Source organism: Microcella sp., from assembly GCF_040286215.1.
Taxonomy (GTDB): domain Bacteria; phylum Actinomycetota; class Actinomycetes; order Actinomycetales; family Microbacteriaceae; genus Microcella.
This window is the reverse complement of the sequence record NZ_JAVKCK010000003.1, coordinates 99,682-121,600: the sequence shown is the minus strand read 5'-3', so window position 1 is coordinate 121,600 and position 21,919 is coordinate 99,682. Positions and strand designations below refer to the sequence as shown.

Here is a 21,919-nt window from a genome sequence, read left to right as displayed (position 1 = left end):
TCTCGCTAGGGTGCTGGCGACCGCCCGACGGAAGGAGCACAGCCCATGCCGGCGAACAACGACAACCCGAGCCTCAAGAACCCGGAGATGTACGAGTCGCTGCGCGACGACGGCGCCTCGAAGGAGAAGGCGGCGCGCATCTCGAACGCCGCCGCGCGCGATGGCGAGAGCACCGTGGGGTCGCGCGGTGGGGACTCACCGCCGTACGAGGAGTGGACCGTCGACGAACTGCGCCACCGCGCAAGCGAGCTCGACCTGAGCGGCTACAGCGAGCTGCGCAAGGAGGAGCTCATCGAGCTGCTGCGCTCGCACTAGGCCCGCTGCCGGCGACTACGCGGACTGCGGCAGGACGCGCCGCAGAACATCCGCGAGAGTCACGACCCCGAGCATCCGCTGGCCGTCCATGACGATCGCGAGCTGGACGCTCGCCTCGCGCATGCGTGACATGACCTCGTAGACGGGGGTTCCCGCCGCGATCACGTAGGCCGGGCGCGCGCTCGCGGCAGCCGGAGAGTCGAGCGACGCGAGCAGAGTGTCGCGCACGTGCACGACCTCCGGCACACCCGCATCGGCGTCCAGCAGAATACGCAAGTGCCCCGACTGCATCGCTGCCCGCTGCACGTCGCCGACGGTCGCGGTCGACGGTACCGAGGTCGGCGGGCTGTCGCTCGAGACGAGAGACTCGACCGTGAGCGACTGCAGGTCGATGATGCCGTTGATCTGGCGACGGAACTCCGGCTCGAGTACGCCGGCCTGCGCGGAGTGCTCGACCAGTTGTCGGATCGTGTCGGCGTCTTGCCCGCCCACGGCGGCGCGGTCGACGGGCTCGACGCCGGTGGCGGCGACAAGCCTGTTGGCGATCTCATTCACCCAGCGCAGCAGCGGGCGGAAGACGTTGACGAACACGCGCGAGGGGAGGCCGATGATGCGGGCAGACAGCTCGGGATGCGCGATCGCCCAGGATTTCGGCGCCATCTCGCCGACGACGAGGTGCAGGAAGGTCACCAGTAGCAGCGACAGCGCGAACGCGGTCGCGTCGGATGCCCATTCCACGAGTCCCCACGAGGTGAACAGGGGGCCCAGCCAAACCTCGACGGCCGGCTTGGTGACCGCTCCGAGCGCGAACGTGCACGCCGTGATGCCCAGCTGGGCGACCGCGAGCATCATGGTGAGCTCGTTGACGCCCTTCAGCGCCGCGCGAGCGGATCGGCTCGTCGTCGCCTGCTCCTCCAGCCGATGGCGGCGCGCACCGAGCAGTGAGAACTCGATGACGACGAAGAACGCACTCAGGGCAATGAGCGCCACGGTGGCGACGAGCACGACCCAGCCGTTCACGGCTCGACCCCCTCGGTCTCGATGAGCCGCACGCGCAACTCGCTCGGCACATGGCGGTCGACCTCGAGCACGTCCACCTCGAGGTGACGCGTGGGGGGATGATCCTCGACGAGATCGGCGCCATCGATCGGCAGCTCGACCGTGACCGTGTCGCCCGCCTCGGGAAGCTCGCCGCGCGCGGCGATGAGCAGACCGGCGATGGTCTCGTAGTCTCCTCGCGGCAGGTCGTGACCGACCGCGCGCTCCACCTCATCGACGTGAACGTCGCCGTCCATCAGCCAGATGTCGTCGCCGTCGGGCACGACGAGTTCGCTGACATTCTGATCATGCTCGTCGGTGATCTCGCCGATGACCTCCTCTGCGAGGTCTTCCAGGGTGAGGACGCCGGCGAAGCCGCCGTACTCGTCGATCACGCACGCGAGCTCGTTGCGCGTCGAGGTGAGCTGCACGAGGGCGTCAGGCAACCGCATGAGGGTGGGCAGAACGATCGTGGGCCGCATGAGCTCGGAGACGGGCGTGTCTCCCGCGAGAGTCGTCTCGAGCACATCGGTGAGGTGGATCACGCCGAGCGGCTGCTCGTCCTCATCGATCACCGGGTAGCGGGTGTGCGCCGTCGCCATGAGCTCGCGAATGTCGGCGAGCGTCGTGCCGGGGCGCGCGATGTCGACCTGCGAGCGCGGGATCATGGCGTGCTCGACATCCTGCTGCGGAAAGTCGAGAATGCGGTCCAGCATGAGCGAGAGCTCTTCGGGCAGATCGCCGCTGTCGCGGGAGTCGCCGATGATGCGCTCCAGGTCGACCGCGGTCGCGCTCGAGTCGACGTCGTGCACGGGCTCGATGCGCAGGAGTCTCAGCAGGAGGTTCGCGGAGGCGTCGAAGACGGTGATGAGCCAGCCGAAGACGGCGAGGTAGAGGGTGGTGGAGCGCGCGAGCCAGCGCGCGAGCGGTTCTGCATTGGCGATCGCGAGGTTCTTGGGGAAGAGCTCGCCGAAGATCATCTGCACGATCGTGGCGACGACGAGCGCGAGCACGGTGCCGACGGTGATGCTCACCCCTGCGGGGATGCCGACGCCGCCGAGCAGCTGCCCGAGCGACTCGCCGACGAGGGGCTCGGCGACGTAGCCCACGAGCAGGCCGGTGATCGTGATGCCCAGCTGTGCGCCCGAGAGCATAAACGAGTTGCGCTTCGTCACGGCGAGCGCGCGCGCCGCGGAGCGGTCGCCGTCGGCGGCCCGCGCAGCGAGCTTCACCCGGTCGACCGACATGTAGGCGAACTCCTGCGCGACGAAGTAGCCGTTCGCGGCGATGATCACGAGGATCACGACGATGCCGACGAGCAGCGAGACGATCGCCTCGATCACGAGCGGCTCACGCGGGCGGGCGTCGCGCCGATGGCGGGTGCCGGCGCGAGGAAACGGTCAGGGCAACTATGGCTCGGGTCGTCGGACGACGACCCTGCGGTCTGCGCGGTGCGATCCACGAGTGTTCGGTGCCTCCAGGCATCGGTGAGTCTGTTCTCTCAGAGTAGCGAGTCACCTGTGACGTGGCTGAGAGCGGCTCGCCGCTCGGCGCCGCCCCGGGTTCAGCCCTCGGCGAGGGAGCTCACCGACTGCTCGCGCTCGATGACCCGCGCGACGATGTCGCGCCGGGTGCGATCGGCGAGGGCGTGGAAGATCGCGCCGACGTCGGAGTCGCTCAGCTCGTGCGTTTGTGTAACCGTATGGTTGTACGTTAGCGCTGTACGTCGACGTGCACGGCCCACATGGGAGCCCCCACCGTTGAGGGATGTGCGGTGGTACGCTGAGTACATGAGTGACACGCTTGCGGTTCAGGTGGGACACAAGGGCCGCATCGTAGTACCTGCCAGCATTCGGGCGCGGCATCAGTGGCGGGAGGGCTCGACGCTTGTCGCTGTTGATACCGACTCCGGCGTCTTCCTCGCCGATCGCAGCGCACTGGAGAGCATCCTGCGCGCTCGGTTGGCCGGCATTGACCTTGTCTCCGAACTCATAAGTGATCGGCGTCAGGAGGCGAGCGACGAGTCGACCGAGTCGACCACGTGATCGTCATGGACTCCTCGGCTCTCCTGGCCTACCTCCAGGGAGAGTCGAGCGCAGGCACAGTTCGCGAGCATCTGGAAAAGGGTGGCGTGGTAAGCGCCGCCAACTGGTCGGAAGTGGCGCAGAAGATGAGCCGCCGTCACTCCTGGTCGATCGGCCGCTCGCTGCTGCTGAGTTTTCCCTTGCAGATCTCGCCGGTCACGGTCGACGAAGCTGAGGCAGCGGCAGCAATGTGGGAGCCGAGTACCCCACTCTCCCTTGCTGACAGGCTCTGCCTATCGTTGGCAGACCGACTCGAGCTGCCCGCGTTGAGCGCAGATCGCGCCTGGTTCGACCTGCCTCGCGTCATCGCCGTGCGGTAGCAACAAGCCGGGTCAGTCGCCCTCTGTCGCTACCTCAGAGACAGGAGCACGGCCCGCGAGCAGGAGCGTGCGCACGAGCCCGCCATCGGGCCAGAAACCACCACCGCCCGACTCGAGCACCACGACGAGCAGCACGAGCGCACCGCCGACCGTCCAGGCACGCTGAGTGTCACGGGCTGCGGAGCTCATGATCGCCCCAGCGCACTGCGCGCGGCCGGGGCGCGCCTACTTCTTGAGGGCTTTGATGATGCTCGTGAGCGCTCGACCGCCGACCCACGCGACGGGGATCGAGACGGCGAGCAGGGCGATGAGGTTGGGCTTGAACGCCGGCCCCTCCGGCCCCGGCTGGTAGACACCGATCGGGATGCTCGCGCCGCCGCCGCCGCCTCCAGCGGAGGACTCACCCTCGTCGTTCTCAGAGCCGGCACCGAACCCGAACCAGGTGAGCGCGACGGGAGTCACCTTGATGCCGCCGATGTCGATGGGGTCGCCGTACGCGGTGCCGATGCCGAGCTTGGAGACGCTGTCGGCGAGGTGGTCGACGGTCGTGGGCGGGTTCGCTGGTGTCGGAGTCATGCGACCACTCTTGCCCTGCGTCGCATGCGGGTCAAGGGCACATCAGCTTCCTCGAAGCGGGACCGCGTGCACGCGAGTAGCCTCGGCACCGTGAATGCTCCGCGATTTCCCGAGCACCTCACGGGCTGGACGGCGGCCGAGGTGCGCGCGGCCGAGGCTCCCCTGCTGGCAGCCGATGAACCGCTCATGCGGCGGGCGGCCGCGGCCCTCGCGGAGGTCGTGCGCGAGGTGCTGCGCGACCGCGGCTCACCCGCCGAGCAGGGGCCGGGCATCCTCGTTCTGGCGGGTTCTGGCGACAACGGGGGCGACGCCCTCTTCGCCGCTGCGGAGATCGCCGCGGAGGGTGCGCGCGTGAGCGTGATCCAGACGGGCAGCCGCGTGCACGAGGAGGCTACCGCTGCGGCCCGCGTGGCCGGTGCGCGCTGGGTGCGGCTCGACGACGGCCTCGACTCTGCGCTCGCAGGCGCCGCCGTCATCCTCGACGGCATCCTCGGCATCGGCGGCGACTCCCCCGCCCTGCGGGGCGATGCCCGCGCGACGGTGGCGCGCATACTCGAGTTGCTGTACGACCGTGAACCGCGCACCCACCGCGACGACGACCGCGAGACGCCGCGCGGTGAGGATGCCCCACTGCAGCGCCCCGCGATCATCGCGGTCGACCTGCCGAGCGGCGTGCACGCCGACGACGGCTCCGTGCCGGACCCCGCCGTGCTGCGCGCCGCCGTGACGGTGACGTTCGGCGCCGTCAAGGCCGGCCTGCTGCTCGCGCCCGGCTCCACGTATGCGGGCGAGGTGCGGCTCGTCGACCTCGGGCTCGAGCGGCCGTGACGACGCCGTTCGCCTCAGCTCTGCTCGACGAGAAGGGCGTCGATCTGGCCCAGTGAGAAGCGCATGCCCTCTTCCATCCCCATCTGCGCAAGCTCTTCGAAGGCCTCGAGACTCGAGAACCGCGACCGCGTGGTCATCAGAGCCCGCCCGCCGGGCAGCGGCGCGAGCGTGATCTCGGTGTCGATCACCGGAGACGACTCGACGGGTGTTCCGTCCTCGTCGGCGAAGCCATCGTCGAAGGCCAGTCGAGTCGGCTCCTCGACAGCGGTCACGCTCCACCACCCCGCCATCTCTTCCCCCTCCGGACCGGTCAGGACGTAGTGGGACTCGCCTCCCACCACCATGTCGTGCCGTGTGAAGCTCGCAGGCCACTCGGGCGGACCCCACCAGCGCTCCAGCTGACGAGCGTCAGCCAGTACCTGCCACACGCGCTCGACCGGGGCGTCGAACTCTGCGGTGAAGGTCATCGTGAGGGCCTCGGTATCGGTGACGACGTCGCGTACGGTCATGATTCGCCTTTCGGTGGGGGGTCAACGGTGGTGGGTGTTTCGGCAAGGAGTGCGTCGATACGGGAGACGCGGCTGCGCCACAGGTGTTCATAGCTGTCGAGCAGCGCTTTCGCCCGCCGCACGGTCTCGGGTTCGGCGTGCACGATCTGCTCGCGCCCGCGCTTGGCCTTGGAGACCAGGGCTGCCCTCTGCAGCACTGCGACGTGCTTCTGCACTGCCGCGAAGCTCATGGCGTACTGCCGGGCCAGTGCTGACACGCTCTGCTCGCGCTCGGTGACCCGCGCGACGATGTCGCGGCGCGTTCGGTCGGCGAGGGCGTGGAAGATCGCGTCGACCTCGGCGTCGCTGAGTTCACTCGTATGTACAACCATGTGGTTGCACATTACTCGTGCGCTGGCTCCTCCGCAAGAGGACGCAGCGCGGCCCGCACCTCTACCAGCCGGGTGAGAAAGGCGCGCTCATCGCGGCGCGTGCGGCGCATCCAGCTCGTCGCCTCGTCGTTGCTCTTGCTCGCATTGCACGGGCCGCACGCCGGCACGATGTTGTCGAGCGTGTAGCGGCCTCCGCGCGCGATCGGTTGCACGCAGTCGCGCTGCAGCGGCCGATCGGTGGCGCCGCAGTAGGCGCAGCCGCCCCACAACTCGCGCAGTCGGGCCCACTGGGCGGGGCTCAGGTCATGCTCGACGGCCGCCATGCGACGGCGGCGGCGCCGCGCGGCCTTCGCCTGGCGTGACTGTGGATGCGGCACGCCCTCCAGCGTACGGAGCGGAGGCCCGACGCTAGCCGAGCGACACGAGCTCGGTGAGGTCCTCACGGGGCAGGTCGTCGACGACCGCGGAGACCGTGAGATCGTCAAGGGTGACGACGGCCCCGTGCACACTGAGGAACGCCGTGTCGGAGGCATCGCGCCCGGTCGCGATGCGCACGAGGGACGCGCGGGGCGCGAGGGTCGTCGCATCGACGACGCACCAGCGGCCGTCGATGGCGGCCTCGGCGACCGCGTGGAAGTCCATGGGTGCGAGCCCCGGCGCGTACACCGACGCGAGGCGGGCAGGCACATTGAGTGCGCGCAGCAGCGCGACGACGAGGTGAGCGTAGTCGCGGCACACTCCCTCCCCGGCCAGCAGTGTCTGCACGGCTCCGTCGGTGGGAGCGCTGGAACCCGGCACGTACCGCAACCGCTCCCCCACCCACGAGCTCACGCCGAACAGCAGCTCGGTGGGCGTGAGCCCCGCGAACTCTCGAATCGCTGTCGGAGCGAGCGAGTCTGACTCGCAGTAGCGGCTCGGCCGCAGGTAGACGACCTCGTCGAGCGCCGTCACCTCGAGTGCTTCGGCTCGGCCGTCGACGGCCGCGCGATAGTGCGCGCGCACCTGCCCCTCCGTCACATCGAGCAGATGCAGCCGTGTGCCGTGCGGGTCCACGATCTCGGTCACCTCGAGCGGGCGACCGTCGAGGGTCACCTCGAGCCGGTCATCGAGCATGGCGGCGGGTGCGTGCACGGCGACGGAGAGCACGAGGCGCGCAGGGCCGGTGGCGGTGAGGGCCATCTCGGCGGTGGAGTGTCGAAGCATCCGGCGATCATGTCAGGGATGCCCGTGCGCACGCTCAGCCGCCGTAGTGGTCGATCTTCTCGTCGAGCACCGTGATGGCGTTGTCGAGCGCATCGCGGCGGGCGACGAGCTCGTCCCGGCGGCGCAGCAGAAAGGCGGTGCGCTCGGTGGGCTCAGCGGCGCTGCGCAGCAGCTCGGTGAAGCGACGAAGGTCGGCGATGCCCAGCCCGGCGTCGCGCAGACAGGTGACGATGCCGATCCACGCGAGGTCATCATCCGCGTATCGCCGATGGCCCGCCGAGTCGCGCCCCACCGGACCGACCAGCCCCTCGCGCTCGTAGTAGCGCAGGGTGTCCTCCGTCAACCCGGCCGCCCGCGCGGCGTCGCCGATCGCCATACCGTGCATCGTCATGCGCTCGAGTCCAGCACAGCGCGGTCGTCCAGGTCGAGTGACAGCTGCCGCGCTGCCATGATCTCGTCCACTTGGCCGACGCTTGACACTCCCACGATCGGGGTGACCGCGGGTGCGCCGCCGAGCAGCCAGGCGAGCACGACCTGGGCGCGCGTGGCGTCGTGACGGCGGGCGACGCTGTCGAGAGCATCCAGTCGACGGGCCGTGCCCGCGTGACGATACGGCTCCTGCAGGCGGTCGTCGTACGAGTACGCCCCCGAGAGAAGCGTGTTGTACGCCCACAGGGCGAGACCCTCGCTCTGCACGTAGTCGAGCGCTTCGGGGGTCGCCACGACATGGCCGCCGTCGGGCAGCGGGGCGAAGGGAATCGGCTGCAGAAGAGTGTGCCGCAGCTGCATGGCTGCGAAGGGGGCGAGGCCGTGCGCGGCCGCGAGGGTGCGCGCCCGCTCCACGCGCCATGCGGGGTGGTTCGACGCGCCCAGCTCGCCGACGCGGCCGTCGGCGACTACCGTGCCGAGGGCGCTCACGACATCCTCCAGTGGCACAGAGCGATCTTCGACGTGCGCCCAGTAGAGCTCCACCCGGTCGGTGCCGAGGCGTTCGAGCGACCCGCTGAGGGCGCGCTCGAGGGCGGCGGGCGACAACCCCTCCATCGTCTCCGGCCAGCGGTGGGGCTCGAGCGGGTCGGCTCCCGCCTTCGTGGAGATCCACACCTCGTCGCGGGCACCAGCGCGGGCGGCGAGCCAGGCGCCGAGCATCCGCTCGCTCTGGCCGCCGAGGCCGGAATCGTGCTGCCAGAAGGAGTAGTTGTCGGCAGTGTCGAGCCACCGGCCTCCGAGCTCGACGAAGCGGTCGAGCAGAGCGAAGGACTCGTCGCGGTCGAGGCGCGTGCCGAAGTACATGGTTCCGAGGGCGATGTGGCCGGTGTGCTGTGGGGTGTTCGTCTGCGTCATGCCCATACTGAACAGGCTGGAGTGCGCTCCAGGTCAAGCGCTCTCCGTATCGGCGCCGTCCGGGCCTTCGGCACCGCGCCTGTCGATGCCCGTCGGCCCGTGTTAGCGTCCGAGGGTGGCCGTGACCGTCGAGGATGCCCTTCCCCCGGCTCGTCGCCGGTCGCCCGGGAGAGCGCTCGACCCTCGCCTGGGTCGGTTCGCTCTGCTCTGCGTCGGCGGGCTGGGGCTCGTCGTGAGTGCCGGCACGCTGCTGTTCGACTCGGCGAGCGCCGTGCCGGTGGCGGTCGCCGCCCTGGCATTCGTGGTGGCCGCGGTCGTGGCCGCGAGCAGTCTCCGGCGACACCACCCTCACGCGCGTCTCGGGCTGGCGAATGCGGTGACCCTGCTGCGTCTCGCCCTCGTCAGCACTCTCCTCGTTCCGCTCCTGGTCGCGCTCCTCGGTGGCCCAGCGGCTCCCGTGCCGGTCGTGGTGATCGCCATCGTGGCGCTGTGTCTCGACGGCGTCGACGGCTGGCTCGCGCGTCGGCAGGGGCTCTCCTCGCCGTTCGGCGCTCGCTTCGACATGGAGGTCGACTCGGCATTCGGGCTCGTCCTCGCCGTTCTCGCCGTCGTGGCCGGCGGCGTGGGCTGGTGGGTGCTGCTGCTGGGCCTGCCCCGCTACCTCTTCGGCCTGGCGGGACTCGTCGCGCCCTGGCTGAATGGGCCTCTGCCGCCCCGGTTCAGCCGCAAAGTGATCTGCGTCGTGCAACTGGCCGTGCTCATCGCCGTGCAGTCGCCGTGGTTCGCAGGGCTTCCCGGCGTCGTCATCGTCATTGCGGCGCTGCTGGCCCTGGCGTGGTCGTTTGGGAGCGACATTCTGTGGCTGCGCCGGCACCCGGCGTGAGTCGGCGGCGCCGCGCGGTGGTGCGCCTGGCCCAGGCGGCCGCGACGATCGCGCTGCTGGTGCTGCTGTGGCGCATCGCCGACGGTGCCGATGCTCTGAGCGTGCTGCTGGCGGCGGATGCTGTCTGGCTGCTCGCAGCGCTCGTCGCCCTCACCCTGCACACCCTCCTGGCGGCGGAGCGCTGGCGGGTGACCGCTGGCGCGCTCGGGCTGCCGCTCGCGTGGAGCCATGCCGTGCGGGAGTACTACCTGGCTCAGCTCGTCAATCAGACCGTGCCCGGCGGTGTGGTGGGGGATGCCAGCCGCGCCGTGCGCAGCCGGGCCCAGGCCGGTCTCACGATCGCCGCCCAGGCGGTGGTCGTCGAGCGGCTGGCGGGCCAGGTCGCGGTTCTGGCCGTCATGCTCGGCGCGTTCACCGTGACCGCCGTCGTACCCGGCGGGCTGACGTGGCCGACGTGGGTGCTCGCGCTCGTGGCCGTGATCACGGCGGCGTCGATCACGGGTCTGCTGCTGCTCGGCGCAGCGGCCCGCGTGCCCGGCCGTCTCGGCCCGCGCGTCACCGAGCTCGCCCGCACCGCTGGTACCGCCCTCGCGGGCCGCCGGGTGATCGTCCGTCAACTGCTGCTGAGCGGGGGAACGACGGCGTGCATTCTGGCAGCTTTCGCCTTCTGCGCGCGTGCTGTGGGCGTGGACCTGTCGATCGCCGCCGTGCTGAGCCTTGTGCCGCTCATCCTGCTCACGATGCTCATCCCGCTGACGATCAGCGGGTGGGGCCTGCGCGAGGGCGCGGCGGCGGCCCTTCTGCCCCTGGCTGGGGCGACCGCGAGCGAGGGCCTCGCCACGAGCGTCGCCTTCGGGCTCGTGGCCCTCGCCTCGGTGCTGCCGGGCGCTGCCATCGTGTGGGTGCGGTCGCCGGACCGCGCGACCCGATCGACCGCCTCACACGATGCCGGAAGCAAACCGTGAGAGTCTCGAAGCACCCGATCGCTGCAGCGCCCGCACCAGAACAGTCCATGACCCCCGCTCGACTCAGAGGAGCACGCCATGACGCAGCAGTCATCGCCCCCATCTCGCGCCCCCATCTCGCGCCGTACCCTCATCACGGCCGGCGTCGCCGGTCTCGGAGTCGCGGGCCTCGGCGCCGCCGCCATCGGCCTCAGCAGCCGCACCCCCGAGCAGGGCGCGGTGCGCGCTGCGACGCTGCAGCTCTCCTGGCTGCACTCGTCGCAGTTCGGCGGCAGCTACATCGCCCTCGACCGCGGCTGGTGGCGCGAGGCGGGTCTTGACGTGACCCTGCTGCCCGGGGGCCCCAACGCTCCCGTGGAGCCCCCCGTGGTCTCCGGTACGGCCCTCGTCGGCATCTCCGCCGCCGACTACACCGCGGCGGCGGTGGCCGAGGGGGCGCCGTTCAAGATTCTGGGCGTCGCGATGCAGAAGAATCCTTTCGTCATCGCCTCGCTGCCCGAGAATCCGGTGACGGTGCCCGGCGACCTGGAGGGCAAGCGCATCGGTATGGCGCTCGCGAACACGCCCGTGCTCGAGGCGCTGTGCGCGCTCAACGGCGTCGACGTCGACGCCATCGACATCGTTCCCACGCAGTACTCTCCGCAGCCCCTTCTCGCAGACGAGGTCGACTGCCTGCTGTGCTGGGAGACCGATCTGCCGGTGGCGATGGCGATTCAGGGAGTCGAGAGCGTCACGATGCTCATGGCGGATCACGGATACGCGGTGCATTCGCAGACGTACATCGCGACGGAGGATTCACTGGCGAATCGGCGCGACGATCTCGTGGCGCTCATGAGCGGCGAGGTGCGCGGCTGGGAGGCCTACCGTGCCGACACGGATGCGGCCGCGACCCTCACCCTCGAGCTGCATCCCGATGCGGGGCTCGACCTGCCGACCCAGCAGTTGCAGGCGCAGCGCCAGGTGCCGCTCATGTTCAGCGACCTCACCGACGCCAACGGGTTCGGCTGGTGGTCGGACGAGACGGTCGCATCGAACATCGAGACGCTCGCGCTGCTCGGCCTCGAGGTGACGCCCGAGCTGTGGGATCGCTCGATCCTCGAGCAGGTTCATGGCGGGTGACCCGGCCCCGCTGGGGGTCGAGTGCCGCGCCGTCGGCAAGACCTTTCCCGGCGGCGTCGAGGCCGTCGCACCCCTCGACCTGACACTCGAGGCAGGGCGCACGACCGCGATCGTGGGCCCCTCCGGCTGCGGCAAGTCGACGCTGCTGCGCATGATCGCCGGGCTCGAGCATCCCAGCACCGGCCAGATCACCATCGGGGGCCGCTCCCCCGCCGAGGCGACGAGGGCTGCCCTCCTCGCTCTCGCGTTCCAAGACCCCTCCCTGCTGCCGTGGCGCACGGTGCGCGGCAACATCGCCCTGCCGCTCACCCTCACGCGTCAGCGACCCGACCCCGAGCGCGTCGAGAGGCTCATCCGCCTCGTCGGCCTCGACGGGTTCGCCGCCACGCGGCCCGCCGAGCTGTCGGGTGGCATGCGCCAGCGCGCCGCGATCGCGCGGGCGCTTGTCACCGAGCCGAGCCTGCTCCTGCTCGACGAGCCCTTCGGCGCGGTCGACGAGCTCACTCGCCAGCAGCTCGCCCGCGACCTGCCCGCGGTGTGGGAGGCGCGGGGTACGACGACGGTACTCGTCACGCACTCCGTCTCGGAGGCCGTCATGCTCAGCGACCGCATCATCGTGCTCTCTCCGCGGCCCGCGCGCATCGTCGCCAACATCGCCGTGCCGCTCGCCCGACCGCGGGCCTTCGACGCCGTGCGCAGTCCCGTGTTCGCCGCCGTCGCCGATGCCGTGCTCGAGGCGCTCGCGCTCGGCCGCAACGATGGCGACGCCGCCCCCGCCGCCTCGTGAGCCTCGTCGCCGCGCGCCGACCGCACCACCCCCTTTCGCGACGGCGCTCGGGGGTGCTCGCCGTCGTCGGCGTCGCGGTGCTCCTCGTGGTGTGGGAGTTCAGTGCGCGCGTGCTCACCGACGCTTTTGTGCTCGCAGGGCCCGTGGGCATCGCGGTCTACGTGGTCGACAACGCGCCGCTGCTCGCCCGCGCGCTCGGGGTGACGCTCGGCAACGCGGCGGCGGGCTTCCTGCTGGGCAACGCGGCCGCCATCCTGCTCGCGATCGTCGCCGTGCTGTGGCCGCGCAGCCGCACCATCGTGACCGGTGTGGGCCTGCTCGTGTTCTGCCTGCCGCTCGTGGCGACGGGGCCGCTTCTGCGCGTCGTGCTAGGCCCGGGCCCCGAGCCGCAGATCGTTCTCGCCGCCCTCGCCGTCTACTACACGACGCTCATTCCGCTGCTCGTCGGGCTGCGGGCGGCGCCCGCGACGTGGTTCGACCTCGTGCGCAGCTACGGGCGCGGCCGCTGGACGGCGCTCGTGCACGTGCGCGCCCGGGCGTCACTGCCCTACCTCTTCGCGGGCCTGCAGATCGCGGCGCCCGCCGCTTTCCTCGGGGCGATGGTCGGCGAGTTCACGGGGGCGGAGACCGGACTCGGCGTGCTCACCATTCGCGCCACGCGTGCGCTCGACGTCGACCTCACCTGGGCGGTGGCCACCATCGCCACCGTCGTGTCGCTACTCGCGTACCTGGCGATCGGCGCGATCGCGCGCGCCGTCCTCCACGATCGGCCGCCCGTCATCCTCGCGACGAGCCCCGAGCTGGCCACGCGACGGCGGCGTGCGCTGCGCGTGAGCCTCGACGTCGCCGCGATCGCGACGCTCGTCGTCGTCGTGTGGTGGGCAGCGCTCGACGCGCTGGGTCTCAGCACCTTCTTCGCCAAGCGGCCCGGCGACGTGGTCGACGCCCTGCTCGTCGCGCCCGATTCGGCGCAGACGCGCGCCACACTGCTGGCCGCTCTCGGTGAGACGGGCAGCTCGCTCCTGCCCGGCTTCCTCGCGGGGCTCCTGCTGGGTGCCGGGCTCGCCGTCGTGCTCGTCCTCGTGCCCGCGATCGAGGGCACGGCCATGTCGGTGGCGATCGCCCTGCGCTCGGTGCCCATCGTGACCACGGCGCCGCTCGTCACGCTGCTGCTCGGCCGCGGCCCCCTCGGCTCCATCGTGATCGTCGCAATCATGGTGTTCTTCCCCACCCTCGTCGCCTGCCTGCACGGGCTGCGGCAGGCGCCCGGCCAGGCCCTCGACGTGCTCGACAGCTATGCGGCGGGGTCCGTGCAGCGCCTCGTCAGGGTGCGCATCCCGGCGATGCTTCCGGCGTTCTTCGCCGCAGCGCGCATGAGCGTGCCGGCTTCCATGCTCGCCGTGACCGTCGTGGATTGGCTGGCGACCGGCACCGGAATCGGCAGCCTCATGGCGTTGTCGGCGTCCCTCTCCGACTACGACATGCTGTGGAGCTGCGTCGTGGTGGTCTCCGTGCTCGCGGTGATCGGCTACGCGCTCGTCGGGGTCATCGAGACGCGCGTCCTGCGCGTCTACGCTCCGGAGCAGAGCGCATGATGCGCGCGCCCCAGCGATCGGCGCCGACGGCGCGACCGGCCGCGTTCGCGATTCCCGGTGACATCGCCACCCTCACCGGCGGCTACGTCTACGAGCGTCGCCTGCTCGAGAGCCTGCGTGCGCTCGGCCGCGAGGTGCGGCACGTGCGGCTCGGCGCGAGCTTCCCTGACCCGACCGACGCCGACGTCGCCGACACCGTCGCGCAACTCACGGCGCTCGGCGAGGATACTCCGATCATCCTCGACGGCTTCATCTCCGGCGCGATGCCGACGCAGAGCCTCGCCCTCGTGCACGCGCCACTCATCGCGGTGGTGCACCATCCGCTCGCGCTCGAGAAGGGGCTCGACGACGAGCGCCGCGCCCGGCTGCACCGCACCGAGCGCGACAATCTCGCCCTCATCGAGCACGTGCTCGTGCCGAGCCCCCACACCGCCGCGATGCTCACCGAGCACTACGCGGTGCCCGGCGAGCGCATCACGGTCGTGCGCCCCGGCACGGATGCCCCGCTCGGGCCGGGCGCCCCCGAGCAGCCGCCGCTCATCCTGTCGGTCGGCATCCAGCACCCGCGCAAAGGGCACGACGTGCTGCTGGCCGCTCTGGCGCAGCTGCCCGATCGTCCGTGGCGGGCCGTGATCGTCGGGTCCAGCTGGCACCCGGAGCATGCCGCGCAGCTCGCGCGCCAGCACGCCGCGCTCGGTCTCGGCGATCGCGTGCGCTTCGCGGGACGCGTCGACGCCGCGGAGCTCAGCGGACTGTACCGCTCGGCGACCGTGTTCGCCCTCGCGACCCGCTACGAGGGCTACGGCATCGTGTTCGACGAAGCGCTCGCCCACGGGTTGCCGATCGTCTCGTGCGCGGTCGGCGCCGTGCCCGACACGGTACCCGCCGACGCCGGCGTGCTCGTCCCGGCAGAGGACCCGTCAGCGCTCGCCGCGGCCCTCACCGCGGTGCTCACCGACCCGGTTCACCGCGCGCGGCTCGCCGTCGCCGCAGCGCGCGCGGGTGCCGCGCTGCCGCGGTGGCGCGACGCGGCAGAGGTCGTCGCGCGGGTGCTCGACGACGCGGGCCGGTAGGGCGATCCTCCGAGGTTGCCGAGCACCGGGAACGGATCGCACGGGTGCGCGGTTGACTCGAGTGATGCCGCGGCCCGCGGCACGAGCATCCTCAGGAGGACCCCATGTCGCAGGAGTACCGCGCCACCGCCGACGCCCTCAGCCGTCTCACGCCGATCCAGTACAAGGTCACGCAGAAGGACGGCACGGAGCCCGCGTTCCGCAACGAGTACCACGACAACAAGGCACCGGGCCTTTACGTCGACGTCGTATCGGGTCAGCCGCTGTTCACGTCGATCGACAAGTACGACAGCGGCACCGGATGGCCGAGCTTCACGAAGCCCATCGATCCCGGCGCCATCACGACCCGCAGCGACCGCACCCTCTGGATGGCGCGCACCGAGGTGCGCTCCAGCGGCGCCGACAGCCACCTCGGCCACGTCTTCGACGACGGGCCCCGAGAGGCCGGCGGCCTTCGGTACTGCATGAACTCGGCCGCGCTGCGCTTCATCCCCGTCGACGAGCTCGAGGCGGAAGGCTACGGCGAGTACCGGGAGCTGTTCGCCTAGGTCGGCTCAGCGCAGCCCGAGCTCCACGCCCAGCTCGTCGCGGTTGTGCTCGCGCAGCGCCACCAGCTCGGGGTAGCGCTCGAAGAACCGCAGCTTCTGCGCGGCGACCGTCGGGCCGTCGAAGGCGTCCTCGATGACGTAGGTCATGAACGATTCGGCGAAGTCTTCACCCAGGTTGGTCGCGGCGTAGTCGCTCACGAAGTGATCGTCGTAGCGTTCGTAGAACTGCCACGCCGCGTCGGCGTCGAGGTTCTCGAGATCCACTGCATCCGGGTAGCCCGCCCAGAACTGCGCGTAGAACTCGTGGAGGTAGCTGGCGCGCGCCGCGCATCCTTCGACCAGCAGAATGGTCGCGCACGACCCCGACGCCGCGTCGAACTCATCCTCATCGAAGCTGACGATGTGCGCGTACTCGTGCACGAGCGTCGCCACGAGCAGCTGCGGGTCGTCGGCGACGGCGAGGTTGACGGCGAGGGTCCAGTACCGCGGGTCGGAGTCCTGATACACGTACGCGAGGGTGTCGCTGGCGGGCGCGTCGCCGGCGCGGTACTGGATGATCGACTCGCCGGCCACGTCGGCGCCGACCATGCGCACGAAGAGCTGCCACACCTCAGCGGCCACGCCGCTCGCCGCGGGCTCGAGAGTGCCGTCGGCGAGCACGTCGTAGACCTGCACCACACCGAAATCCTCATCTGGCTCGGTAGGGATGCCCGAGGTGTCGGCGTGCTCGACCGGCTCGTCGTTGAGCCACTCGACCGCCGCGACGATCGCGCGTTCCGCAGCGGGAATCGCGAGGCCCGCACCGACGCCCACGAGGACGACCAGGCCGACAACCCCGGCGAGCACGGGTGCGAGAACACGACTCATGGAGCGAGCCTACGACGGCTCTGCGCGACGGCCGCCCGGAACGGTCGGTAGACCGTCGGGCGCGAGCGCGCCCAGGATCAGGTCGAGGCCCACGGCGAACTCGTCGCCGTACGCGTAGTCGGGCGCGAGCGCCCGCTGCGTGATGGCCTCGCTCAGCCACGGGTAGTCGTCGCCCATGCTCTCGGCGATGCCGGTCGCGACCTCGGCGAGCTCGTCGGCTCCGTCGAAGGGCATCGACTGCTCTTGCAGGCAGTACCCGTACAGGTAGCTGTCGAGCAGCGAGAAGGCATGCAGTGCTCCCGCGATGCTGAAACCTCCCGCCCGCAGCGCGCCGAGCACGGCGTCGTGGTGCCGCAGAGTCGCCGGGCCCGGGGCTCGACGCGAATCCATGAGGCCCACCGCCCACGGGTGTCGGGTGAGCACGGCGTGGGCGGAGTGGGATCGCGCGCGCAGCTCCTCCGCCCAGTCACCTGTGCCGCTCGGCAGCTCGATCTGGGCGAACACCGCGTCGACCATGCCGTCGAGGAGGTCGTCGCGATTGCGCACGTGGTTGTAGAGCGACATGGCTTCGACGCCGAGCGTGGTGGCGAGGGCGCGCATGGTGGTGCCGCTGAGCCCGGCGCTGTCGGCGAGCTCGAGAGCGGCATCCACGATGCGCTCGCGACTGAGCGGTCGGCGCACCGCGCGCGCGCTCCTGTCTGCCTCTGCCATCGGCGCTCCGCAGCCTCCCCTTGCGTTGCTTACGCCGTAAGTCTATGGTGACTTACATCGTAAGTACACCCCTGACACGAGGAGAGACCATGACCACGCCCGCCATCCGCCGCATCTGCATCGTCGGGGCCTCCGGCAAGCTCGGGCGCTACATGATCGGCCATGCGCTCGACCGCGGCTACGAGGTCGTCGGCGTCTGCCGCGAGCGCAGCGTCGAGAAACTCGCCGACCTCGCTGACCGCATAACGGTGATTCCCGGCGACACGAACGACCGCGAGGTCATCCGCCGCGCCGTCGCCGGCTGCCAGGGCGTGCTCACCGTTCTCGTGCCGTGGGGCATGAGGAAGTACTCGTCGGGTACCGCCCAGGCCGTGCTCGACCACGCGGCGCCGGATGCCCGACTCGTGTTCTCCTGCGGCTGGCACATCTCCGCCGACGGCCGCGACCGCTACTCGCGCCGCTTCCTCGCCCTCGTGCGCGTCTCCACGATCGTCGCCCGCCTGCTGCGCGTCGTCGACATCGACGACCAGGTCGAGGCGGCCCGGCGCATCGTCGCAAGCGGTCGGCGGTGGACGCTCGTGCGCGGCAGCGACCTCGAGGAGGGCGAGAGCCAGGGCCTGCCCGTGTGGAGCCGCCACATCGGTGATCCGGTGCTCCAGAGCAACCTCACCCGGCGCACCGACTTCGCGCTCTTCATGGTCGAGGCTCTCACCGACGACACGCTCATCGGCGAGGCGCCCGCGATCGTCGGCCGACTCACGCCGAGCGCCCAGGCGCACGCACTCGTGTGACGGCGGCGCCCGCATCTAGCGGGACTCGAAGGCGAGACGGCCCGCGAGCAGCACGTAGGTCGCCGCGAAGGTGCGGCGCATCCACGCGACGACCTTCGGGCGCGAGACGACACCCTCGCGCACGGCCGCGGCGAACACGCCGTACACGGCGAACACGAAGAACGTGGCGACCATGAACACGGCGCTCAGGCCGAGCATCTGCAGGGTGGCGTTCGTCGCGCCCGGCACGACGAACTGGGGCAGGAAGGCGAAGAAGAACAGCGTCAGCTTGGGGTTGAGCAGGTTGATGAGCACCGCCGTGCGGATGACTTTCCAGAACGAGCGGCGCGGGGCGGTCTCGTCGACGGTGATCGCGGAGCGATCGCGCAGAGTCATCCACGCCAGGTAGAGCAGGTAGGCCACCCCCAGCCACTTGATGACGGAGAACGCGACGGCGGATGCGTTGAGAATCGCTGCGAGACCCGTGATCGCCGCCAGCATGTGCGGCACCACGCCGAGGGTGCAGCCGAACGCTGCGACGAGGCCGGCCTTCCAGCCGCGGGACAGACCGGCGGCGATCGTGTAGACGGCGCCCGTTCCGGGGGTCGCCACCACCACGAGCGTCGTCAGCAGAAAGGCCCAGCTCATCGTCGTCCCCCTCGTGACCGCGGCACACGCCACCCGTACGAGAATGCCATACTCCCGCGCCGACAGGTCTGCGCCCCGAGTGCGCTCCACCGCCTAGCATCGACACATGAGCACTGCTGCGCGTATCGGGGTCATGCTGCCCCGCAACATCTCCTCGGCACAGCTTCTGCCCTTCGCGCAGCGCGCCGAGCAACTCGGCTTCGACCAGGTGTGGGTCGTCGAAGATCTCGCTTTCCGCGGCGGCATCGCCCAAGCTGCCGCGGTGCTCGCGTCGACCACGAGCATCCGCGTAGGCGTCGGCATTTTGCCCGCCGCCGCGCGCACCGCCGCCTTCACCGCCATGGAGGCGGCCACGCTCGCGCAGCTCTACCCGGGCCGCCTCGACCTCGGCGTCGGGCACGGCATGCCGGCGTGGATGCAGGCTCTCGGCGTCTGGCCGACCACGCCCCTCACCTTCCTGAGCGAGTACGTCGACGAGGTCGCGACGCTGCTGCGCGGTGCTGGCGTTCCGCACGCCACCGATCCGGATGCCCCGCTCACCTCGCTCGACCCCTCGGCCGTTCCCGAGGTCGCGCCGAGCATTCTGCTCGGGGTGCGCGGCCCGCGATCGCTCGCCGTCTCGGGCCAGAAGGCGGATGGCACGATTCTCGCCGAGCCGAGCACGCCCGAGTACATCCACGCGGCGCTCGGCGCGATCGACGCTGACGGCCCGCACCGGCTCGTCGCCTACAACATCGCCGCCGTCGACGATGACCCCGCGATCGCCTGCGCCGCCGCCCGACCCGGCCTGCAGTGGGTCGCCGAACCCGACGCGGCCCCGCACCTCGACCCGGTGGATATCTCCGACGAGGTGCGCGCCCTGCGCGCCGCATGCGCGAGCCGCGACGAGTTCGTCTCGCGCCTGCCCGACTCGTGGGTGGCGCGCCTCGCGCTCGTCGGCACTCCCGCGCAGGTGCGGGCACGCCTCGACGAGCTCGACGCCGCCGGTGCGACCGACCACGTGCTCATCCCGGTCGGCGGCGACCCGCTCGGCGCTCTCCCATCGCTCGCGCGCGTGTTGCCGCCGCGCTGAGGCGCCGTAGCGGCGAGCTTGATGCAGGTGGCGGGCTGCCCTATCCCAGCGCGACCAGCAGCGCGAGAACGGCGAGCACGAGAGTCAGTGGCGCCATCGTGTAGCGCTCGGGGCGTGAGCGCGACGCTCCGTTCATGATGATGCCGAGGGCGAAGTACGCCACGAGCACCCAGATGCCGATGTCGACGAAGATCGTCGGCAGAGCATCCACGAGGCCGGCCCGCTGCAGCACCACGACCGTGAACAGAGCGTAGAGAACGACCGAGACCACGCTGCCGACCCGTTTGCCCGCCGGCAGCACGCGATACTGCCCACCCCAGGCGAAGCGGCCCAGCGGCGCCCCGGCGACGAGCGCCAGTTGGAAGACGGCGAGCCCGCCCATGATGACGGTGAAGGCGATAGCGGCGGCGGTGGTCATGATGTGCTCCTCGTGGTCGTGGTGGCGGTTGTCGGTGTGGCGGTGGTCGGGGTGGCGGGCAGTGCGTCGAGCGCCGCGAGCGATTCTTCAGCCCAGGCGATCGCGGCGCGGGCGCTGTGCTCGCCGGCGGAGATCGTGAGCTCGATGTAGGGCGCGTCGTCGCGCAGTAGCGCGTCGGCGGCGAGCTCCTCGCGCGCGACGAGCAGGCTCTGCAGCTGGGCCTCGGCCTGGGTGCGGGTCTGCTCGAGCAGCGCCCGGCAGGCCTCCGCGCCGAGCTGGCGGCCGAAGAACAGGCGCAGCAGGGTGCCGTTGCGGGGGCGCGACGGTTGGGGCTCCTCGGCGAGCAGCTCACGCAGACGGGCCAGCCCGGCGGCGGTTGGCGCGAACGGCGCCGACCGCGAGGTCTGCGACGGGAGCCGCTCGATGAGCCCCTGCTTCTCGAGCTGCGCGAGCGCCGGGTAGATCTGCCCGAAGCTCTCCGACCAGAACGAGCCGAGGGTCGAGCGAATCTGCTCGCGGACGGCGTAGCCGGTCATCGGCATGATGCTGAGCGCACCGAGCACCGCCATGTGGGTCTGATCTGCGCTGGGCACGGGATGCCTTCCTTCACGACAAAATATATCTGCTAGATATATCTACCAGATAATTCGGCGCGGCGCATCCCCTGGCTGGCGCGGCGCACCCGCTGGCCGCCGCAGCGCATCCGTTGGCCCGCCGCGGACGCATCCCGCGCCCCGCGCGCTGACCGCCGCCCGCGCGGCCGCTGACGTCAGTCGAACTCGTCGGCCTCCGGGTCGGCGGCGGGCCGTGCAGGTCGTTCGCCGATCGCCGTGCCGGGCGGGCGCCCCGACCCGGGCACGTGCTTCTCGCGCTCCGCGACGAGCCACTCGGGCCGGGCATCCAGCAGCGCTCGAATCTCCTCCGTCGTCATCGAATCGCTCACCCCGCCCCGCGCCAGCGCCGAATTCGAGACACCCAGGCGGCGGGCCACCTCGTCTCGCGGGTGCGGCCCCTCCCGCCGCAGCGTCGCCAACCACTCGGGCGCAGCTTCCTGCATCTCTTTCAGCACCGTGCGCGACACGGGCTGCGCGCGAAACTCTTCCGGCGTGGCCGGCAGGAACACGCCGAGCTTCTTCGCCGCCGTCGCGGGACTCAGCATCTGCTCCTTCTTGGGCTTCGGCTGCTGGCGGCGGTCTTCGCGCGGTTCGTCGGTCATGCACTGAAGCGTAGTGAGTGCCGGATGCTGCGCCCTGAGCGCCGGGGCGCGCCGAGTAGCCTGAGCCCATGCCGGAAACGCTCATCGTCGCCTTCGTGCCCGGCGTCACCCCCGGCAAGTGGGAGCGCACGTGGCGGGAGCGCCGCCCCCGCGGCCGCCTCGAGCTGAGGCCGCTCCCCCAGGCGCAGGCCGTCGCCGCGCTCGACGACGGCACCGCCCACATGGCGCTGCTGCGCGACGTCGCCGCCGACGACCACCGGCACGCCATACCCCTCTACCGGGAGGCGGCCGTCGTCGTCGCCCCGAAAGGCTCGCTCGTCGCCGGAGTCGGCGCCGTCAGCGCGGCCGAGTTGGCCGAACTCGACGACGTCACGGTGCTGCCCGTCGACCTGCACGAGGGCAGCGGCGCCGACGCAGTCGAGCTCGTCGCCGCCAACGTCGGCGTCGCCGTCATGCCGCAGTCGGTCGCGCGCGCCCACTCCCGGCGCGACGTCGTCGCCCGGCCGCTCAGCGGCGCCCCCGACACGGGCATCGCCCTCGTCTGGCCGATACGCGATGCGCACCCGCTGTGCGACGAGTTCATCGGCATCGTGCGAGGGCGCACGGCGAACAGCTCGCGCTGAGCATCCCGCCCGCCTCTCGCCTGACCGCAGCGCCTC

General features: G+C 71.0%; 31 protein-coding genes. 14 read left to right on the top strand and 17 right to left on the bottom strand.

All coding sequences use genetic code 11. The annotated features are described in order from the left end of the window. Nucleotides 1–45: 45 nt before the first annotated feature. Nucleotides 46–315 (top strand): DUF7218 family protein, encoded by a 270-nt coding sequence (locus RJQ01_RS01100; protein ID WP_350474845.1) that lies wholly within the window; start codon nucleotides 46–48, stop codon nucleotides 313–315. A 15-nt stretch (nucleotides 316–330) separates the two neighbouring features. Here the strand turns inward: RJQ01_RS01100 and RJQ01_RS01095 are convergent, their stop codons facing one another. The 3 genes from RJQ01_RS01095 to RJQ01_RS01085 all read right to left on the bottom strand — a co-directional run bounded on the left by RJQ01_RS01095 (nucleotide 331) and on the right by RJQ01_RS01085 (nucleotide 3,145). Beyond that, nucleotides 331–1,335, bottom strand: coding sequence for a CNNM domain-containing protein (locus tag RJQ01_RS01095; protein ID WP_350474844.1), 1,005 nt, complete (start codon nucleotides 1,333–1,335; stop codon nucleotides 331–333). After that, entirely contained in the window at nucleotides 1,332–2,696 is a 1,365-nt protein-coding gene (locus tag RJQ01_RS01090) for a hemolysin family protein (protein ID WP_350474843.1), read from the bottom strand. The genes RJQ01_RS01095 and RJQ01_RS01090 overlap by 4 nt, the downstream gene beginning before the upstream one ends. A gap of 221 nt (nucleotides 2,697–2,917) precedes the next feature. Then, entirely contained in the window at nucleotides 2,918–3,145 is a 228-nt protein-coding gene (locus RJQ01_RS01085; protein WP_350474842.1) for a hypothetical protein, read from the bottom strand. Between RJQ01_RS01085 and RJQ01_RS01080 the strand changes: the two genes are divergently transcribed. Continuing rightward, nucleotides 3,144–3,398: an AbrB/MazE/SpoVT family DNA-binding domain-containing protein gene (locus RJQ01_RS01080; protein ID WP_350474841.1), complete on the top strand. Its 255-nt coding sequence runs from the start codon at nucleotides 3,144–3,146 to the stop codon at nucleotides 3,396–3,398. The two genes, RJQ01_RS01085 and RJQ01_RS01080, sit on opposite strands and share 2 nt — an antisense overlap. Nucleotides 3,399–3,403: 5 nt before the next feature. Then, a complete protein-coding gene (locus tag RJQ01_RS01075; protein ID WP_350474858.1) occupies nucleotides 3,404–3,757 on the top strand; it encodes a PIN domain-containing protein in 354 nt (117 codons plus the stop codon). Nucleotides 3,758–3,769: 12 nt separating this feature from the next. Here the strand turns inward: RJQ01_RS01075 and RJQ01_RS01070 are convergent, their stop codons facing one another. After that, nucleotides 3,770–3,946 (bottom strand): hypothetical protein, encoded by a 177-nt coding sequence (locus RJQ01_RS01070; RefSeq protein ID WP_350474840.1) that lies wholly within the window; start codon nucleotides 3,944–3,946, stop codon nucleotides 3,770–3,772. Nucleotides 3,947–3,982: 36 nt separating this feature from the next. Beyond that, complete coding sequence (locus RJQ01_RS01065; RefSeq protein WP_350474839.1) at nucleotides 3,983–4,333, bottom strand: hypothetical protein; 351 nt, start codon at nucleotides 4,331–4,333, stop codon at nucleotides 3,983–3,985. Nucleotides 4,334–4,423: 90 nt separating this feature from the next. On the opposite strand from RJQ01_RS01065, the gene RJQ01_RS01060 reads away from it, so the two are divergent. Then, complete coding sequence (locus tag RJQ01_RS01060) at nucleotides 4,424–5,161, top strand: NAD(P)H-hydrate epimerase (protein WP_350474838.1); 738 nt, start codon at nucleotides 4,424–4,426, stop codon at nucleotides 5,159–5,161. 14 nt (nucleotides 5,162–5,175) lie between these two features. Here the strand turns inward: RJQ01_RS01060 and RJQ01_RS01055 are convergent, their stop codons facing one another. The 6 genes from RJQ01_RS01055 to RJQ01_RS01030 are packed head-to-tail and all read right to left on the bottom strand — an operon-like array spanning nucleotide 5,176 to nucleotide 8,588. Then, complete coding sequence (locus RJQ01_RS01055; protein ID WP_350474837.1) at nucleotides 5,176–5,670, bottom strand: SRPBCC family protein; 495 nt, start codon at nucleotides 5,668–5,670, stop codon at nucleotides 5,176–5,178. After that, a complete protein-coding gene (locus tag RJQ01_RS01050) occupies nucleotides 5,667–6,041 on the bottom strand; it encodes an ArsR/SmtB family transcription factor (protein WP_350474836.1) in 375 nt (124 codons plus the stop codon). The genes RJQ01_RS01055 and RJQ01_RS01050 overlap by 4 nt, the downstream gene beginning before the upstream one ends. Nucleotides 6,042–6,052: 11 nt before the next feature. Then, a complete protein-coding gene (locus RJQ01_RS01045; protein WP_350474835.1) occupies nucleotides 6,053–6,418 on the bottom strand; it encodes an HNH endonuclease in 366 nt (121 codons plus the stop codon). Between the two features lie 31 nt (nucleotides 6,419–6,449). Beyond that, complete coding sequence (locus tag RJQ01_RS01040; protein WP_350474834.1) at nucleotides 6,450–7,244, bottom strand: transglutaminase-like domain-containing protein; 795 nt, start codon at nucleotides 7,242–7,244, stop codon at nucleotides 6,450–6,452. 34 nt (nucleotides 7,245–7,278) lie between these two features. Next, nucleotides 7,279–7,635, bottom strand: coding sequence for a MerR family transcriptional regulator (locus RJQ01_RS01035; protein WP_350474833.1), 357 nt, complete (start codon nucleotides 7,633–7,635; stop codon nucleotides 7,279–7,281). After that, entirely contained in the window at nucleotides 7,632–8,588 is a 957-nt protein-coding gene (locus tag RJQ01_RS01030) for an aldo/keto reductase (protein WP_350474832.1), read from the bottom strand. The genes RJQ01_RS01035 and RJQ01_RS01030 overlap by 4 nt, the downstream gene beginning before the upstream one ends. Nucleotides 8,589–8,703: 115 nt before the next feature. Here RJQ01_RS01030 and RJQ01_RS01025 point away from each other — a divergent pair, with 115 nt between their 5' ends. The 7 genes from RJQ01_RS01025 (at nucleotide 8,704) to msrB (ending at nucleotide 15,558) form a co-directional block, all read left to right on the top strand. Beyond that, on the top strand, nucleotides 8,704–9,471 hold the full coding sequence (locus tag RJQ01_RS01025) for a CDP-alcohol phosphatidyltransferase family protein (protein ID WP_350474831.1): 768 nt from the start codon (nucleotides 8,704–8,706) through the stop codon (nucleotides 9,469–9,471). Further along, nucleotides 9,447–10,436 carry a lysylphosphatidylglycerol synthase transmembrane domain-containing protein gene (locus tag RJQ01_RS01020; protein ID WP_350474830.1) on the top strand — a complete coding sequence of 330 codons (990 nt, stop codon included), beginning with the start codon at nucleotides 9,447–9,449 and terminating at the stop codon, nucleotides 10,434–10,436. Before RJQ01_RS01025 ends, RJQ01_RS01020 begins: the two co-directional genes overlap by 25 nt. Before the next feature lie 78 nt (nucleotides 10,437–10,514). Further along, entirely contained in the window at nucleotides 10,515–11,555 is a 1,041-nt protein-coding gene (locus RJQ01_RS01015; RefSeq protein ID WP_350474829.1) for an ABC transporter substrate-binding protein, read from the top strand. After that, nucleotides 11,545–12,342, top strand: coding sequence for an ABC transporter ATP-binding protein (locus RJQ01_RS01010; RefSeq protein ID WP_350474828.1), 798 nt, complete (start codon nucleotides 11,545–11,547; stop codon nucleotides 12,340–12,342). The genes RJQ01_RS01015 and RJQ01_RS01010 overlap by 11 nt, the downstream gene beginning before the upstream one ends. Next, a complete protein-coding gene (locus tag RJQ01_RS01005; protein WP_350474827.1) occupies nucleotides 12,339–13,937 on the top strand; it encodes an ABC transporter permease in 1,599 nt (532 codons plus the stop codon). Before RJQ01_RS01010 ends, RJQ01_RS01005 begins: the two co-directional genes overlap by 4 nt. Further along, on the top strand, nucleotides 13,934–15,010 hold the full coding sequence (locus RJQ01_RS01000; RefSeq protein ID WP_350474826.1) for a glycosyltransferase family 4 protein: 1,077 nt from the start codon (nucleotides 13,934–13,936) through the stop codon (nucleotides 15,008–15,010). Before RJQ01_RS01005 ends, RJQ01_RS01000 begins: the two co-directional genes overlap by 4 nt. Nucleotides 15,011–15,114: 104 nt before the next feature. Beyond that, nucleotides 15,115–15,558, top strand: coding sequence for a peptide-methionine (R)-S-oxide reductase MsrB (gene msrB / locus RJQ01_RS00995; RefSeq protein ID WP_350474825.1), 444 nt, complete (start codon nucleotides 15,115–15,117; stop codon nucleotides 15,556–15,558). A gap of 6 nt (nucleotides 15,559–15,564) precedes the next feature. Here the strand turns inward: msrB and RJQ01_RS00990 are convergent, their stop codons facing one another. After that, complete coding sequence (locus tag RJQ01_RS00990) at nucleotides 15,565–16,425, bottom strand: NADH:ubiquinone oxidoreductase subunit 4 (chain M) (RefSeq protein WP_350474824.1); 861 nt, start codon at nucleotides 16,423–16,425, stop codon at nucleotides 15,565–15,567. Nucleotides 16,426–16,434: 9 nt separating this feature from the next. Then, nucleotides 16,435–17,136, bottom strand: coding sequence for a TetR/AcrR family transcriptional regulator (locus RJQ01_RS00985; RefSeq protein ID WP_350474823.1), 702 nt, complete (start codon nucleotides 17,134–17,136; stop codon nucleotides 16,435–16,437). Nucleotides 17,137–17,225: 89 nt separating this feature from the next. Between RJQ01_RS00985 and RJQ01_RS00980 the strand changes: the two genes are divergently transcribed. Then, the gene (locus RJQ01_RS00980) at nucleotides 17,226–17,927 is read left to right on the top strand and encodes an NAD(P)-dependent oxidoreductase (protein WP_350474822.1); all 702 of its coding nucleotides are present in this window, start codon (nucleotides 17,226–17,228) and stop codon (nucleotides 17,925–17,927) included. A gap of 15 nt (nucleotides 17,928–17,942) precedes the next feature. On the opposite strand, the gene RJQ01_RS00975 is transcribed toward RJQ01_RS00980, so the two are convergent. Continuing rightward, nucleotides 17,943–18,554, bottom strand: coding sequence for a LysE family translocator (locus tag RJQ01_RS00975; protein WP_350474821.1), 612 nt, complete (start codon nucleotides 18,552–18,554; stop codon nucleotides 17,943–17,945). 106 nt (nucleotides 18,555–18,660) lie between these two features. Here RJQ01_RS00975 and RJQ01_RS00970 point away from each other — a divergent pair, with 106 nt between their 5' ends. Further along, entirely contained in the window at nucleotides 18,661–19,626 is a 966-nt protein-coding gene (locus tag RJQ01_RS00970; RefSeq protein ID WP_350474820.1) for an LLM class flavin-dependent oxidoreductase, read from the top strand. A gap of 40 nt (nucleotides 19,627–19,666) precedes the next feature. On the opposite strand, the gene RJQ01_RS00965 is transcribed toward RJQ01_RS00970, so the two are convergent. The 3 genes from RJQ01_RS00965 to RJQ01_RS00955 form a co-directional block, all read right to left on the bottom strand. Next, entirely contained in the window at nucleotides 19,667–20,044 is a 378-nt protein-coding gene (locus RJQ01_RS00965) for a hypothetical protein (RefSeq protein ID WP_350474819.1), read from the bottom strand. Continuing rightward, the gene (locus tag RJQ01_RS00960) at nucleotides 20,041–20,637 is read right to left on the bottom strand and encodes a PadR family transcriptional regulator (RefSeq protein WP_350474818.1); all 597 of its coding nucleotides are present in this window, start codon (nucleotides 20,635–20,637) and stop codon (nucleotides 20,041–20,043) included. Before RJQ01_RS00960 ends, RJQ01_RS00965 begins: the two co-directional genes overlap by 4 nt. Nucleotides 20,638–20,813: 176 nt before the next feature. Then, complete coding sequence (locus RJQ01_RS00955) at nucleotides 20,814–21,260, bottom strand: DUF5997 family protein (protein ID WP_350474817.1); 447 nt, start codon at nucleotides 21,258–21,260, stop codon at nucleotides 20,814–20,816. Nucleotides 21,261–21,328: 68 nt separating this feature from the next. Between RJQ01_RS00955 and RJQ01_RS00950 the strand changes: the two genes are divergently transcribed. Beyond that, nucleotides 21,329–21,883, top strand: coding sequence for a LysR substrate-binding domain-containing protein (locus tag RJQ01_RS00950; RefSeq protein WP_350474816.1), 555 nt, complete (start codon nucleotides 21,329–21,331; stop codon nucleotides 21,881–21,883). Nucleotides 21,884–21,919 lie beyond the last annotated feature (36 nt).